General features: G+C 62.2%; 15 protein-coding genes and 2 tRNA genes. 13 read left to right on the top strand and 4 right to left on the bottom strand.

Annotation, left to right across the window (positions count from 1 at the left end):
- Positions 1–33: 33 nt before the first annotated feature.
- The 9 genes from AB688_RS25270 to AB688_RS25230 all read left to right on the top strand — a co-directional run bounded on the left by AB688_RS25270 (position 34) and on the right by AB688_RS25230 (position 6992).
- Positions 34–744, top strand: a complete 711-nt coding sequence (locus tag AB688_RS25270; protein ID WP_063546400.1) for an autoinducer binding domain-containing protein — start codon at positions 34–36, stop codon at positions 742–744.
- 112 nt (positions 745–856) lie between these two features.
- Complete coding sequence (locus AB688_RS25265) at positions 857–1477, top strand: acyl-homoserine-lactone synthase (protein WP_063546399.1); 621 nt, start codon at positions 857–859, stop codon at positions 1475–1477.
- Between the two features lie 47 nt (positions 1478–1524).
- On the top strand, positions 1525–2121 hold the full coding sequence (locus AB688_RS25260) for an NAD(P)H-dependent oxidoreductase (RefSeq protein ID WP_054893190.1): 597 nt from the start codon (positions 1525–1527) through the stop codon (positions 2119–2121).
- Between the two features lie 16 nt (positions 2122–2137).
- Positions 2138–2656 carry a DUF2867 domain-containing protein gene (locus AB688_RS25255; protein ID WP_063546898.1) on the top strand — a complete coding sequence of 173 codons (519 nt, stop codon included), beginning with the start codon at positions 2138–2140 and terminating at the stop codon, positions 2654–2656.
- A gap of 12 nt (positions 2657–2668) precedes the next feature.
- Positions 2669–3883, top strand: a complete 1215-nt coding sequence (locus tag AB688_RS25250; protein WP_063546397.1) for an AfsA-related hotdog domain-containing protein — start codon at positions 2669–2671, stop codon at positions 3881–3883.
- Between the two features lie 5 nt (positions 3884–3888).
- Positions 3889–5028: an NADH:flavin oxidoreductase gene (locus AB688_RS25245; RefSeq protein ID WP_063546395.1), complete on the top strand. Its 1140-nt coding sequence runs from the start codon at positions 3889–3891 to the stop codon at positions 5026–5028.
- A gap of 11 nt (positions 5029–5039) precedes the next feature.
- Positions 5040–5813, top strand: a complete 774-nt coding sequence (locus AB688_RS25240; RefSeq protein WP_063546393.1) for an SDR family NAD(P)-dependent oxidoreductase — start codon at positions 5040–5042, stop codon at positions 5811–5813.
- Between the two features lie 7 nt (positions 5814–5820).
- A complete protein-coding gene (locus AB688_RS25235) occupies positions 5821–6564 on the top strand; it encodes an SDR family NAD(P)-dependent oxidoreductase (RefSeq protein WP_172964809.1) in 744 nt (247 codons plus the stop codon).
- Positions 6561–6992 carry a hypothetical protein gene (locus AB688_RS25230; RefSeq protein ID WP_063546390.1) on the top strand — a complete coding sequence of 144 codons (432 nt, stop codon included), beginning with the start codon at positions 6561–6563 and terminating at the stop codon, positions 6990–6992. Before AB688_RS25235 ends, AB688_RS25230 begins: the two co-directional genes overlap by 4 nt.
- A 38-nt stretch (positions 6993–7030) precedes the next feature.
- Here AB688_RS25230 and AB688_RS25225 read toward each other — a convergent pair whose 3' ends face one another.
- From AB688_RS25225 to AB688_RS25210, 4 genes are all read right to left on the bottom strand, one after another.
- Entirely contained in the window at positions 7031–8596 is a 1566-nt protein-coding gene (locus AB688_RS25225) for an ABC transporter permease (RefSeq protein ID WP_054893196.1), read from the bottom strand.
- Complete coding sequence (locus tag AB688_RS25220; RefSeq protein ID WP_063546388.1) at positions 8596–9609, bottom strand: extracellular solute-binding protein; 1014 nt, start codon at positions 9607–9609, stop codon at positions 8596–8598. Before AB688_RS25220 ends, AB688_RS25225 begins: the two co-directional genes overlap by 1 nt.
- Positions 9610–9778: 169 nt before the next feature.
- Positions 9779–9865, bottom strand: a tRNA-Leu gene (locus AB688_RS25215).
- An 81-nt stretch (positions 9866–9946) separates the two neighbouring features.
- Positions 9947–10033, bottom strand: a tRNA-Leu gene (locus AB688_RS25210).
- Positions 10034–10306: 273 nt separating this feature from the next.
- Here AB688_RS25210 and rnr point away from each other — a divergent pair.
- The 4 genes from rnr (at position 10307) to rpsR (ending at position 14593) form a co-directional block, all read left to right on the top strand.
- Positions 10307–12907 (top strand): ribonuclease R, encoded by a 2601-nt coding sequence (rnr, locus tag AB688_RS25205; RefSeq protein WP_063546386.1) that lies wholly within the window; start codon positions 10307–10309, stop codon positions 12905–12907.
- Positions 12904–13650, top strand: coding sequence for a 23S rRNA (guanosine(2251)-2'-O)-methyltransferase RlmB (gene rlmB, locus AB688_RS25200; RefSeq protein ID WP_063546384.1), 747 nt, complete (start codon positions 12904–12906; stop codon positions 13648–13650). The genes rnr and rlmB overlap by 4 nt, the downstream gene beginning before the upstream one ends.
- 258 nt (positions 13651–13908) lie before the next feature.
- Entirely contained in the window at positions 13909–14334 is a 426-nt protein-coding gene (gene rpsF / locus AB688_RS25195; RefSeq protein ID WP_029612766.1) for a 30S ribosomal protein S6, read from the top strand.
- A 28-nt stretch (positions 14335–14362) separates the two neighbouring features.
- Positions 14363–14593, top strand: a complete 231-nt coding sequence (gene rpsR, locus AB688_RS25190) for a 30S ribosomal protein S18 (protein WP_003249563.1) — start codon at positions 14363–14365, stop codon at positions 14591–14593.
- The last annotated feature ends 20 nt before the right edge of the window (positions 14594–14613 follow it).

The following is a 14613-nucleotide window of genomic DNA, read 5'->3' as shown; positions in this document are numbered from 1 at the left end:
GCAGCAGCTTCACATTCATGGAGAGAATAATAAATGCAATGGATGGGCGACATGCTGGCGGCGGTTTATGACGCGCGCGATACGCAAACGTTGTTGGAAGAGGTCAAGGCAGCCGCGCGCCGTCTGGGTTTCGATTACTGTGCTTATGGCCTGCGCACGCCGCTGCCTGTCACCAAGCCGCGGATCGTCATGCTCAGCAACTACAGCCGGTCATGGTGTGATCATTACCATGCCAATGGGTACCTGCTCCTTGACCCGACGGTCCGCCACTGTCAGCGCTCGATGCAGCCAGTGGTCTGGGGCGACGAAATATTCGCCGACGCTCCGCAGTTGTGGGATGAGGCACGGCAGGCCGGTCTTCGCCACGGTTGGGCGCAATCGTGTCTGGAGGGGAGCAAGGGCGGGGGGATGCTGACCTTGGCGCGCTCTGGCGAAGGGATCGGCGCATGTGAGTTGCGTGCCCATGAGACGCGGATGCGCTGGCTGGCGAATGTCGCCCACCAAGGCTTCTCGCGGCTGCTCTCGGACTCCTGGCAACCGCAGCCGCAGTCCCCGCTCTCCGAACGTGAGCGCGAAGTGCTGCGTTGGGCTGCCGATGGCAAGACGCTCAACGAGGTTGCCGACATCCTCACCTTGTCGATTGAAACGGTGAAATTCCACACCCGCAATGCCGGCGCCAAACTGGGCGCTGCAAATCGTACGGCAGCGGTAGCGCGGGCGGCGCTTCTGGGGTTGCTGGCCTAGCGCGAACGCCCTGCGCTTATGTGCAGAAGTACCCTGCCAAATAGTGCAGTTTTGCTATCACCCTACTTCGAGTCGAATACGCGTCCTTTCCACATTGGCCGGAGGACGCGAGATGGAAATCGTCGTTGGAACACAGCAGGAGCTGGGGCAGGCGCGCTTGCTGCAGATGGACCGTTACCGTTATCGGGTATTCGTCGACACCCTGGGGTGGGAGTTAGCGTGTGATCCAGGTCGCGAGCGTGATCAGTTCGACCATGACGAGACGCTCTATGTGCTTGCCTGCAATGATCAGGAGCAGGTCATAGGCACGGCGCGTGTGCTGCCTACCAACCAACGCTACCTGCTTGCAGAAGTATTCCCGCAGTTGATGGGCGATCAGACACTGCCGTGTGATTCGCGGATCTGGGAGCTGTCGCGTTTCTCCGCCATGGATTTTGGTCTGGCCGGGCGGACCTCTGGCGGCCAATTTTCTTCCGTCGTCGCCACGCAGTTGCTGGATGCCGTGTTGCGCTGTGCGGCCGCTCGGGGCGTGCGGCAGTTGATCACCGTGTCGCCACTAGGCATCGAGCGATTGCTGCGCCGTGCAGGCTATCGCGCCCGTCGAGCTGCGGCGCCGGTGCGCGTGGGCGACCATTGGCTATTCGCTTGCTGGATCGACGTCCCGACCCAGGCCTGCACAATTGGGGAGGTTACAGATGCCGCGGACTATCGTTCAATCCACCGCGCCGCATGAACCCCCCTGGCTGCGGCCTGGACACCATCACTTGAAAGGACTTCTCCATGGATAACATTCTGGTCGTAATCGGTCATCCTGACTTGAGCAGCTCGCGGGCCAATGCCGCCATCGTCGAAGCCCTGCAAGGTAGCAATGTCACGCTGCACCCCCTGTCGGCCGCACTGGGCAGCAATGGCTTCGACATCGCCGCCGAGCAGAAGCTGCTGTGTGCCCACGAACGCATCGTGCTGCTGTTCCCGCTGTACTGGTACTCGTGCCCGGCGTTGATGAAGCGCTGGATCGACGATGTCTTCACGCCCGGTTTTGCCTATGCGCGCGGTGGTGACAAGCTGCAGGACAAGGAGTTTCTGATCGTCACCACCGTCGGGGCGCCAGCGTCCGGCTACCGTGCGGGCGGGTTCAACCGTTTTACCCTGGATGAGCTTCTGCGACCGCTGCAGCAGACCGTTGCCTACGTGAAAGGTCATTACCTGCCGCCGATTCCGTTGTTCGAGTCGGTGTTCATCGCCGATGAGCCGCTGGACGAGTCGGCGCGTGAAATCGCGGGCTTGATCACCAGCCGCCAGGAGTCACCCGACGAGGCCTACGAGAAGCTCCTGCTCAAGGCCGAATTGGCTGCCATCGCCCTGCTCCAGCAATGACAGGGGCATGCAGATGATGCCCGCGGCCCTGATTTGCGCCCCCAAGGATGTTCGCCTGGTCGCCGAGCTTGCGCAGCTGGATTTCCTGCACTGCGCTGCGGTGCGCATCGGCGGGCGCGTCACGGCCCTGCAGGCATACTGCGCGATGACTGCGCATATCCCGGCGTGGCTCTCTGCGGCTTTTCGCCTTCGTGACTTCGTTTCCCGCCGGTTCCGTGTGGCCGACATCCATGGTTTCACACCCCGAACGGCCGAGCGGGAACCTGCGGTGGGCGAGCGCCTCGACTTCTTCACGGTGGAGGCGATCGATGCGCATCGGCTGGTGCTCACTTCGCGCGATACGCACTTGGCGGTCATGGTCTGCCTCGATCTCACGCCCGCAGGCGAGGGAGTGCAGCGCTTGAGCGTGACGACCTCCGTCCAGCGGTACAACGCCTTCGGAAGGCTTTACATGATCCCGGTCGGCCCTGCTCACGGCCCCATCGTCAAGCGCATGCTGAAGAACGCTGTGCTCGCCTTCCCCGTCGAACCCTAATAGGTAATCAACATGGAACGTCAGTTACCCCTGACTCCACAGGTCTTGCACAAAGGGACTGTGGACGACGTACTGCTCTGCGGATTTCAGGATCTTCTGCCGGCTCGTCTGACCGTCGAAGAGACCAACTTCCTGCTCGAACATCTCGATGAGCGCGGGTGTGCTGCGTTGGGCGTCCTGTATCGCGACGACGCTCAAGGTGGCCGGGTGCTTGCCAGCATTCCCACCACACTCGGGCAGGAAGATTTCGACTCCCTCGACAGTTTCGAAATGAATGCCCAGGCCTACTATGCCTTGCACGAGGGGGGCTACCGACTGTCCGCTGCGTGGCTACCGCGTCAGGTCGAGTGCTACCTGCAGAGGCGTTTCGGGTTGCCGGCAGCAGATCCGGCGTTGGTCACTCAATTGGCCGACACGCTGCACGCGCTGCCGGGTTGGACACGTGCCAACCTGTCGTCGTACGGCCTGATGAACGACACCAACAACTACTTTTTCTACAACAAGCCCCATGAGCACGTGCCTGGCCTGATGCTGATCGAAGTGGCTCGTCAGGCGATGTACCATTATTTCTATAGCCATTCGGGTTACCGGCGCGGTGAAATCTCGATCTCGATCGAAGACTTGTCCGTCTCCTTCAATAACTACACCGAGTCCACCTATGCGGTGGAGGTTGTAGTCCAGCACAGCGCTGGCGAGAAGCGCGCCCTGCCCCGGACGGTGGACAAGACCGCGATGTTCTTCCAGAACGGTAATCTGGTCACCACGCTGCGCCTGCGTGGCAGTGCGATCAAGATGCCGCTTTTCAAGCGCATGCGCACGGTCAACTTTCCGGAGAGCCACTGGTTCGCCCCCTCCAACCGCGTGTTGCCGCAGGTTTTGTTGCACACGGCGCGCGGCACGGCAGTCGAGGGGTTGCTCGAGCATGTTTCACTGCGGGCGGTGAGGTTTCGCGTGGAGGAAAACGCGCAGGCCCATGAGGTGGTGCAACTGTCCATCTATGTGCGGGACATGGGTTTTCTGAGCTTTCCGATCGTCGAGTGCCGACCTTCACAACAGCCCGCGGTGCAACTGGCCGTATTCGCCAAGCTTGATCGCGCCACGCTGTCGACGCTCAAGGAAGTCATCAAGTGCCACTGCTTCCACGAGCCCTTGCAGGAACTGTCGGTGGCTGCCCTGGCAAGCAATGATGCCCAGGGCGCGCCTTGCAATGATCGGCAGAGCGGGTAACCGGCGTGGCCTCGGGATACCCGCTGACGCGCCAGTCCATCACCCTCGGACGACACCTGAACCTGAAGAACCGTGTGTACTTCGCACCCATGGGTATCGATCTGGGTCGTGAAGGTTGCCTGACGCCGCAGATGCTGACCTTCTACAAGGGCATCATCGATGGAGGCTGCGCCATGGTGGTATTGGCCAACTCCGCAGTCGATGCATCCACACGGCTGCACGAGGGAGGGTTGTGCCTGTACGAGCAGCGTCACGTCCACCACTTGGCGCCGCTGATCGACTACGGGCGGGAAAATGCCTGCCCCGTGGTCGTGCAATTGCAGCACTACGGCAGCCAGGGCGATCTGGCTCGCAGTGGCGGAGTTCTACTGGCGCCCAGCCGGGCAGTGGGTAGTCGAAGTCGTCGCGGCACGAGGGTCATGACTCACGAGGATGCCCGCAGCGTCTGTGCCCAGTTCGCCCATGCAGCACGTCTGGCGCAGCAAGCCGGCGCCCGCATGGTGCAATTGCAGGCCTCCAATGGCTACCTGTTGAGCAGCTTTCTCTCGCCCTACAGCAACCGGCGAACGGATCGCTACGGCGGCTCGCCATTGCGCCGGGCCCGCCTGCTGCTGGAGGTCATGGACGCGATCGTGGAGGCAACCCAGGGCGGCATCGACATCTCCGTACGTCTGGGTATCGATGATTGCCTGGGTGACAAGGGGCAGCAACCGGCCCTGCTCGAGCAGGTGGTGCCTGCGCTGGAGCGTGCAGGCGTGGCGGCCTTGATGTGCTCGGCGGCAATCAAGGAAACGTTCCATTACATGCTGCGCGCCGATCCGCGTGTGCACGCCATGCTGGTGCATGGCGTGAAGCACATCCGCGAACTGACGTCGCTCCCGGTCGGCTTTGCCGGCTTCACTGGCTCGCTGGCCCAGGCCGAAGCCTTGCTCGAGCTGGGCGTGACTGACCTGGTGGGCATGAGTCGTGCCCTGTTCGCTGACAACGACCTGGTGAACAAGTCGTTGCAGGGCAAGCCGGGAAGTGTTCATGCCTGTCGATTCGAGGGCAACTGTTTCCGTGACAAGAGCAATCCCCAGCTGGATCGCGTGTACTGCTGCGTCAATGACCGGTACAAGCGGCCAGCCTCTATTCGATATGACTAAGGAGAGTCCAGATGCAGTTTCAGGGAAAGACCATCGTTGTCACCGGTGGCAGCAGTGGTATCGGCCTGAGCATTGCCCGGCGGCTGAGCGAGGAGGGGGCGCGCGTCGTTGTGCTCGGCCGCAGCCTGGAGAAGGGGCGTTCGGCGCTTGAGCAACTGGGCGCGCAGGCCAGTTTCATCCCGTGCGATGTAGCTGAGCCTGGCGCGGTGCGCGATGCCTTCGCCGAGATAGAGGCGCGTTTCGGCGGACTCGACCATGCCGTCAATGCCGCGGGTATCACTGCACCATATGCGCAGGTCGCCGACCTTCAGGTACAGGACTGGGAGCGGGTCGTGCGTATCAATCTGAGCGGCCCGTTGTATTGCCTGCAACATGAGTTGCGGTTGATCGCCAGGAAGGCAGGCGGCTCGATCGTCAATCTGTCCTCCTGCGCGGGGGTGATGGCCATGCCCAACCAGGCTGCTTATGTGGCGAGCAAGGCAGGGCTCAACGCCCTGACCCAAGTGGTGGCGATGGAGAATGCCTGCGACCGCGATGGGCGCCATGCAGTGCGTGTCAATGCGGTAGCGCCAGGGCCGATTCTTGGCGGGATGAACTCTCCGGAGCGGCTGGCGGCCAATCCTGGGGGCACCGAGCGCAAGATCAACGCTACGGTCATGAAGCGCTTCGGCGAGGCAGGCGAGGTGGCTGCTGCAGTGTTGTTCCTGCTTGGCGACGGCGCCAGCTACATGACTGGCAGCGTGTTGAGCGTCGATGGCGGCTATCACATCGGCAAGTTCGAGTGAGGCACTGATGGCTCACATATTCATTACGGGCGTCAGTTCGGGCATCGGGCTGGCACTGGCCAGGTTACACTTGGAGCGGGGCGATGAGGTCTGGGGTATTTCGCGACGGGTACCAACGGCGCTGCTGGAGCATCCACGCATGCATTTCCGGGCGCTGGATCTTTGTGCGGGCGAGGCTGTCCAGCCTGTTCTGCAGGCCTTCATCGGTGAGACGACATTCGAAACGGCCTACCTTAATGCCGGAACATTCGGCAGCGCGCCGGAGCTTGCGAGCAATACGCCAGTGGAGTCCTTCCGCTCGGTGCTGGAGCTCAATCTGGTAGCGGTGAAATGGGTGCTTGACCTGCTGCTGTGCCGACAGGCCAAGGTTAGCCAGGTGGTGTTCTCGGCCTCGGTTTCAGGCATTCGTCAGCGCGCAGGCATGCTTTCCTACAGTGTCTCCAAGGCCGCCCTCAACGCCCTGGCCAAGGTCTACCAGCTGGAGAATCCGCAGGTGTTCTTTGCGGTGCTCGGGTTATGCAATGTCGCCACCACCGTGGCGCAAACCATCCTGCAGGCCGACGAGCGCTTTCCCGAACTGGTGGCTTTGCGAGAGCGCTCGACGCAGCCGGGGTACATCGTCAGTGCGCAACAACGCGCCGCGCAAATCGTCGAACTGCTTGGTCGACGTCACGCGATCGCGCTGCAATCAGGACAATTCTACGAAGTCAGAGCGCTTCTCGAACGCATGCACATGGAGGTTTGCCAATGAATCAATCCCGTTACGCCAACATCGTCCGCATCGGCGCGATCTATGACATCGTCGCCACCCTGCCATTTGCCGTTCCACTGCTGAGTGCCTGGGCATTCCAGCTTTTTGCCGGGCTCGATGCCTGGCTTGGCCTGGGTACGTCCTTCAGTGTGCTCGACCCAACCTCGATGTTCTTCATCAATCTAGGCGCCCTGGCTTATGTCATCTGGGGTGTGGCGCGCCTGCGCGAACCTTCGGTGGCCAATGGTCGGCTCGATGCGCTGTTGCGTCTGTTGGTCGTCGGTCTGCAGATGGTGGCTCTGAGCCAGGGAGCGACGCCGATCCTTTGGGGGCTGGCGGTGGTTCTTTCGGTTTTCGCGGTATTGCAGTTGCGCAGACCGGACCATGCCGTCAGTGCCGGACCGGAAAAACGCGCGCTGGGCTATTGAATGGCTGGGCCCGGGCTGCCTGCGCCCGGGCCTCGATGCTACGCCTTGTTCAGGTACATCCGTGTCGTCAGCAGGTATACCGGCAATCCCGATACCAGGATCAGCAGCGCCGCGTAGGGCGCGGCGGCCGCGAACTCGACATTGGCAGTATGCGCCCAGACTTCCGTGGCCAGGGTAGTCATGCCAGTCGGGCTGAGCAGCAAGGTCGCGGTCAGCTCCTTCATGGCATCCAGGAACACCAGGGCGAAGGCCGCAGCCAGGGCCGGGAAGATGATCGGTAGCGTGACCCGGCAGAATGCCGCGAAGCTGCTGGCGCCCAGGGTGCGGGCGGCTTCCTCGAGCGTTGGCGAGGCCTTGTTCAGCGCTGTGCGCACTGGCGCCTGGGCCAGCGGCAGGAAGAGCAGGGCGTAGGCCAGGATCAGCAGCGCAGTGGTCTGGTAGAGCGCTGGCACGTAGTGCAGGGCGAAGAACACCAGGGTCAGAGCGATCACCAGGCCGGGAAGCGCATGCAGCAGGTAGGGCAGGCGTTCGGCCCAGATCGCCAGGCGGCCTTTATAGCGCACCACCAGGAAGCTGATCGGCAATGCCAGCACTACGCAGAAGCCAGCACCGCCCAGCGATACCGACAGGGAGGTCAGCAAGGCCTTGCCGATTGCCGCCGCCGGGAAGGCTGCCGACGAGCCGACACTCAGCCAATAGCCAAGCATGGCCAGCGGAATGCCGCTGCCCAGCACCGCCAGCCCGAGACAGAACAGCTGTGCTGGCAGGCTCCAGCCTTTGAGCCGCAAGGGCTGTGCCCGACGCGCCACGCCCTGGCCGATGCGCACGTGGCGGGCCTTGCCGCGCACGCGCAGCTCCAGCCAGAGCATCACCAGGCACAGTGCGAGCAGCACAGCCGAGAGCATTGCGGCGTTGGCGTTGCTGAACTCCAGTTCGAACTGCTGGTAGATCGCCGTGGTGAAGGTCTGCAGGCCGAGGATCGACAGTGCGCCGAACTCCACCAGCATGTGCAGGGCGATCAGCAGCGCGCCGCCGAGCATGGCGGGCCACAGCAATGGCAGGGTGACCTTGAGGAACACGCCCCAGCGGCTGCAACCGAGGGTGCGCGCCGACTCCTCCAGCGAGGTGTCGAGGTTGCGCAAGGTTGCCGCCACCGGCAGGAACACCAGCGGATACTTCGACAGCGCCATGACCAGGATCGCCCCGCCGAGCCCTTCGAAGTCCGAGCTCAGCGACACCCAGGTAAAGCTGCTGACGAACGAAGGTACGGCAAACGGCAGGCACAGCACCACGCCCCACAGGCGGCGCCCGCGCAGGTCGCTGCGTTCGAGCAGCCAGGCCAGCGCCAGGCCGACCACCATGCACACCAGGGTAACCCCCACCATCAGCAGCAAGGTGTTGCGCAGCAACCCCCACACGAATGGGCGCCAGAGCAGGCGCAGGGCTTCATGCAAGCCGGCTTCCCAGGCCTTGATGGCGACATACAGCAGTGGCAGCAGGCTCATCGCCACCAGGAACAGCACAGGCAGCACCACCCACACGGAGGGGCGCTTGCGGCGTGGCACGAAGCGTACCAGGGCCGGATCGGGCGCGGCGGCAGTCATCAGAGCAGACCGACCTCACGTTCGAGCTCGATGGCTTCTTCGGCATTGCCAAGGTCGGCCGGGCTGATCTTCGGTGGACGCAGCTCTTCGAACGGCTTCAGGCCGCGGTCGGAGACCATGCCTTTGTGCAGGGGATATTCGGCGGTGGTCTGGGTGATCACGCGCTGGCCTTCTTCGCTGGCCATCCAGTTGAGCAGTGCCTGGGCTTCCTTGGGATGCTTGCTGGCCTTGACGGCCGCAGCGCCGGAGATGGTCACCAGGTTGCCGGCGTCACCGTCGGCCAGGTAGTAGAGCTTGGAGTCGAGCTTGCCGCGCTCGCGCTCCAGGGCGTACCAGTAATAGTTATTCACCAGCACGGCAGCGACTTCGCCTTTTTCCACTGCTTTCAGTGCAACCATGTTGTTGGTGTAGGTCTTGCCGAACGCCTTCAGGCCGGTCAGCCATTCTTCAGTGGCTTCGCGGCCGTGCATCTTGAGGATGGCGACGGCCTGCTCCTGGAAGGCGCCACTGGTCGGCACGTAACCGACGCGGCCATCCCACTCGGGATCGGCAAAGTCCATCACGGTGGTGGGGAGGTCTTTCTCGTCGATCTTCTTCGGGTTGTAGACCACCACGCGGGTGCGCGCGGTCACGCCCATCCAGGTGCCGTTGGCGCCCACGTATTCCTTGGGCAGCATGTCCAGCGTGGCGTCGTCGATCTTCGCCAGCAGGCCCAGTTCGCCCAGGTTGTTCAGTGGCGGGGATTCTTCGGTGTAGATGATGTCGGCAGGCGAGCGCGCGCCTTCCTCGATGATCTGGCTGGCCAGCTGATTGCTGCTGCCCTTGCGGATATTGATGTGGATACCGGTCTTGGCCTCGTAGGCCTTGGCGATGGCTTCGCCGATTTCCTTGTGCTGGCCGTTGTACATGGTCAGCGTGACCGGTTCGTCTGCCAGGGCGGCCGGCGCGCCAATCACCAGGCCCAGGACAGCGGCGGCCAGGGTGCGCATCAGCGGTTTCGGGCGGATCGTCATGCGGGTACTTCCTCGCTTACGGCTACATATTTCGAAACAATGGTAAACGAAATCGTTTCTCATGTGGCCGTATGAAGGCAAATAGTCGAGGGGAGGCGGATGCGGGGGCAGTGGGGGGCAAAAATCGCAGGCAAGAAAAAACCCACTAGCAAGCTAGTGGGTTTTTATATGGTGCCCAGGAGAAGACTCGAACTTCCACGACCGTTAAGTCACTGATACCTGAAACCAGCGCGTCTACCAATTCCGCCACCTGGGCAAAGCTTTTACATCTACTGCATGAAACTTGAATCGTGTTGCTGAATGACAGAAAAATCTGCTATCTATCACTCGAAATATTTGGTGCCCAGGAGAAGACTCGAACTTCCACGACCGTTAAGTCACTGATACCTGAAACCAGCGCGTCTACCAATTCCGCCACCTGGGCACACATTTTGTCGAGGTCACATGATGCTTTACATCAGGTTTCATCTCAACTACAACGTCGGCTGTCCGTCGTTGTGGTGCGCACTATACGGATGCCCCTGAGGGCTGTAAAGCCCCGGATCGAAAAAAATTTCAAAAAATTCAAGTTGTTGATTCCAGTGACCTAATGCCGCTGCCGGGGTGCCCCGCAGGGGCTGTCCAAGGCAAAGATTTCCGGTTTCAATACGCCTATGCCAGAATTCCTATCTATATACCCCAAGGTGAACCCCTTCTGATGGCCGATTGGCAATCCCTCGATCCCGAGGCCGCTCGCGAAGCGGAAAAATACGAGAATCCCATCCCCAGCCGTGAGCTGATCCTGCAGCGCCTTGCCGACCGTGGCGAACCCGCCGCGCGCGAGGAGCTGGCGGCAGAGTTCGGTCTGTACGAAGAAGACCAGATCGAGGCCCTGCGCCGCCGTCTGCGCGCGATGGAGCGTGATGGTCAGCTTATCTATACCCGGCGCGGCACCTATGCCCCGGTAGACAAGCTCGACCTGATCTGCGGCCGCGTCTCCGGCCACCGCGATGGCTTCGGCTTCCTGATCCCCGACGACGGCAGCGAAGACCTGTTCCTCAGCCCTGCGCAGATGCGCCTGGTGTTCGACGGCGACCGCGGCCTTGCCCGCGTGTCCGGTGTCGATCGCCGTGGCCGCCGCGAAGGCGTGCTGGTCGAGATCATCTCCCGCGCCCATGAAAGCGTGGTTGGCCGCTACTTCGAAGAAGGCGGCATCGGCTATGTGACCCCCGACAACCCGAAGATCCAGCAGGAAGTGCTGGTGACTGCGGGGCGCAACGGCGGCGCCAAGATCGGCCAGTTCGTCGAGATCAAGATCACCCACTGGCCGACCCCGCGGTTCCAGCCGCAAGGTGATGTGGTCGAGGTGATCGGTAACTACATGGCGCCGGGCATGGAGATCGATGTCGCCCTGCGCAGCTACGACATCCCCCACGTCTGGCCCAAGGACGTGATCAAGGAAGCGCGCAAGTTCCGCTCCGAAGTCGAAGAGAAGGACAAGGAAAAGCGCATCGACCTGCGCCACCTGCCGTTCGTCACCATCGACGGCGAGGACGCCCGCGACTTCGACGACGCCGTCTATTGCGAGCCGCTGGGCAAGCTGCGCCTGTTCTCCGGCGGCTGGCGCCTGTACGTGGCGATCGCCGACGTTTCCAGCTACGTGCGCCTGGGCTCGGCCCTGGACGTCGAGGCCCAGCAGCGTGGCAACTCGGTGTACTTCCCCGAGCGTGTGATTCCGATGCTGCCCGAGGAACTCTCCAACGGTCTGTGCTCGCTGAATCCGCATGTCGATCGCCTGGCCATGGTCTGCGAGATGACCATCAACAAGGCCGGCCAGATGGTCGACTACCAGTTCTACGAAGGCGTGATCCACTCCCATGCGCGTCTGACCTACAACAAGGTCAGCAGCATGCTCGAGCACTCCCGCACCCGCGAGGGCAAGGCCCTGCGCGAGGAGTACAGCGCGGTACTACCGGACCTCAAGCACCTCTACGCGCTGTACAAGGTGCTGGTCGATGCCCGTCATACCCGTGGTGCGATCGACTTCGAAACCCAGGAAACCCGGATCATCTTCGGCGAAGACCGCAAGATCGACGAAATTCGTCCGACCGTGCGCAACGACGCCCACAAGTTGATCGAGGAATGCATGCTGGCGGCCAACGTCGCCACTGCCGAGTTCCTGCAGAAGCACAACGTGCCGTCTCTGTACCGCGTGCACGATGGGCCGCCACCGGAGCGCCTGGAAAAACTGCGCGCCTTCCTCGGTGAGCTGGGTCTGTCGCTGCACAAGGGCAAGGACCCCTCGCCGAAGGACTACCAGGCCCTGCTGGCGAGCATCGCCGGGCGCCCGGACTTCCACCTGATCCAGACCGTCATGCTGCGCTCGCTGAGTCAGGCGGTGTACAGCACCGAGAACAATGGCCACTTCGGCCTGAACTACGAGGCGTACACCCACTTCACCTCACCGATCCGCCGTTACCCGGACCTGTTGGTGCACCGCGCCATCCGTAGCGTGATCCGCTCGAAGATCGACACCCCGCACGTCAAGCGCGCCGGTGCGATGAGCATTCCCAAGGCGCGGATCTACCCGTACGACGAGAACAGCCTCGAGCAGATGGGCGAGCAGTGCTCGATGACCGAGCGCCGTGCCGATGAAGCCACCCGCGACGTGGTCAACTGGCTCAAGTGCGAATACATGCGTGATCGCGTGGGCGAAACCTTCCCAGGCGTGATCACCGCGGTGACCGGTTTCGGCCTGTTCATCGAGCTGACCGACATCTATGTCGAGGGTCTGGTGCACGTCAGTGCGCTGCCGGGCGACTACTACCACTTCGATCCTGTGCATCACCGCCTCGCCGGTGAGCGCACCGGTCGCAGCTTCCGCCTGGGCGACACCATCGAAGTGAAGGTGATGCGCGTCGACCTCGAGCAGCGCAAGATCGACTTCGAACTTTCCGAAGCCGCGATCAAGGCGCCGGGCGGCCGCAAGCCGCGTAGCGAATCGGCTGACGCCGGCAAGCCTGCGACCATCAAGGGTGCGGCCAAGTCTGAACCGGCACCGGCCACCGAGGCGAGGATCTCGCCCAAGCCGCGCAGCCGCAAGAGCGAAGCTTCTGAAGCCTACTTCCCGAAAGACGCCGTGCAGCGTAACGCCGAAGTGCGCAAGAGCCGCGAGATGAAGAAGGCGCTGATGGGGGATGCGCGGCAGCACACCAGCAGCAAGGCCGAGAAGGGCAGCAAGGCTGCGGGCAAGACCAAGCATCGCAAAGGCCCGTCGAAGTCCGGCGCGCCGCGTAAGGGCAAGAGCGGCAAGTCATGAGTCAGCTGGAAAAAATCTACGGCGTACATGCCGTGCAGGCGTTGCTGCAGCACCATCCCAAGCGGGTCAAGCAGATCTGGTTGTCGGAAGGGCGTAGCGAGCCGCGTCTTCAGGCGCTGCTGGCACTGGCTGCAGAAAACCGCGTTGCGGTCGGCCAGGCCGAGCGCCGTGAGCTGGACGCCTGGGTCGAGGGCGTGCACCAGGGTGTGGTCGCCGAGGTGAGCCCAAGCCAGGTGTGGGGCGAAGCGATGCTCGAGGAGTTGCTCGAGCGCACCGAGACGCCGCCGCTGATCCTGGTGCTCGACGGTGTCACCGACCCGCACAACCTCGGCGCCTGCCTGCGCACCGCCGATGCTGCGGGCGCAACTGCCGTGGTGATTCCCAAGGACAAGTCGGCCACACTCACAGGCGTGGTGCGCAAGGTCGCCTGTGGCGCTGCCGAGGTAATCCCGCTGGTGGCCGTGACCAACCTGGCGCGCACCCTGGAGAAACTCCAGCAGCGCGGCCTGTGGGTGGTCGGCACTGCTGGCGAAGCGGAGCAGGAGATCTACCAGCAGGACCTCACCGGTCCGCTGGTGATGATCATGGGCGCAGAAGGCAAGGGCATGCGCCGCCTGACCCGTGAGCATTGCGACTTCCTGGTGAAGCTGCCGATGGCTGGTAGTGTCAGCAGTCTGAACGTCTCGGTGGCGACCGGGGTGTGTCTGTTCGAGGCGGTGAGGCAGCGTCAGGCCAAGCGTTGAGGGTCTGAAGCGGCGGTGATGCTTTCGCGGGCAAGCCCGCGAAAGCATCACCGCCGTGTTCACATATGCCGCCAATATGTTTCCGACTGTTCAAATAATCGCCAATCACCTTGCTTGTCCAACCCGCCTTCTCTACAATTGCGCCCCTTGCCGAGCTGGCGGGTGCGCATGTGCCTCCTCTCAAGCAAGACATACAGTGTCATTCACTCCTTGTCTGACCAGATTCGCTGGCAGACTACTAACCCGTAAGGAGCATTCATGCGTCATTACGAAATCATCTTCCTGGTTCACCCGGACCAGAGCGAGCAAGTCGGCGGCATGGTCGAGCGTTACACCAAGCTGATCGAAGAAGATGGTGGCAAGATCCACCGCCTGGAAGACTGGGGCCGTCGTCAACTGGCCTACGCAATCAACAATGTTCACAAGGCTCACTACGTGATGCTGAACGTTGAGTGCACCGGCAAGGCCCTGGCCGAGCTGGAAGACAACTTCCGCTACAACGATGCCGTTATCCGTAACCTGGTCATCCGTCGCGACGAAGCCGTTACCGGTCAGTCCGAGATGCTGAAGGCTGAAGAGAACCGCAGCGAGCGCCGTGAGCGTCGCGAGCGTCCTGAGCATGCTGACTCCGCCGATGGCGACGACAGCAATGACAGCGACTCCAGCGATAACGCTGACGAGTAATCCACGGACCTTTAGAGGAGCCTATTAAATGGCACGTTTCTTCCGTCGTCGTAAATTCTGCCGCTTCACTGCTGAAGACGTGAAAGAGATCGACTTCAAAGATCTCAACACCCTGAAAGCTTACGTATCCGAAACCGGCAAGATCGTTCCAAGCCGTATCACTGGTACCAAAGCTCGTTATCAGCGTCAGCTGGCTACCGCTATCAAGCGCGCCCGCTTCCTGGCCCTGCTGCCCTACACCGACAGCCACGGCCGCTGAGACCGGGTCGTCGACAAGTA

It is taken from the genome of Pseudomonas putida (assembly GCF_001636055.1).
GTDB lineage: Bacteria > Pseudomonadota > Gammaproteobacteria > Pseudomonadales > Pseudomonadaceae > Aquipseudomonas > Aquipseudomonas machongensis.
This window is presented reverse-complemented; position numbering and strand designations above follow the sequence as displayed.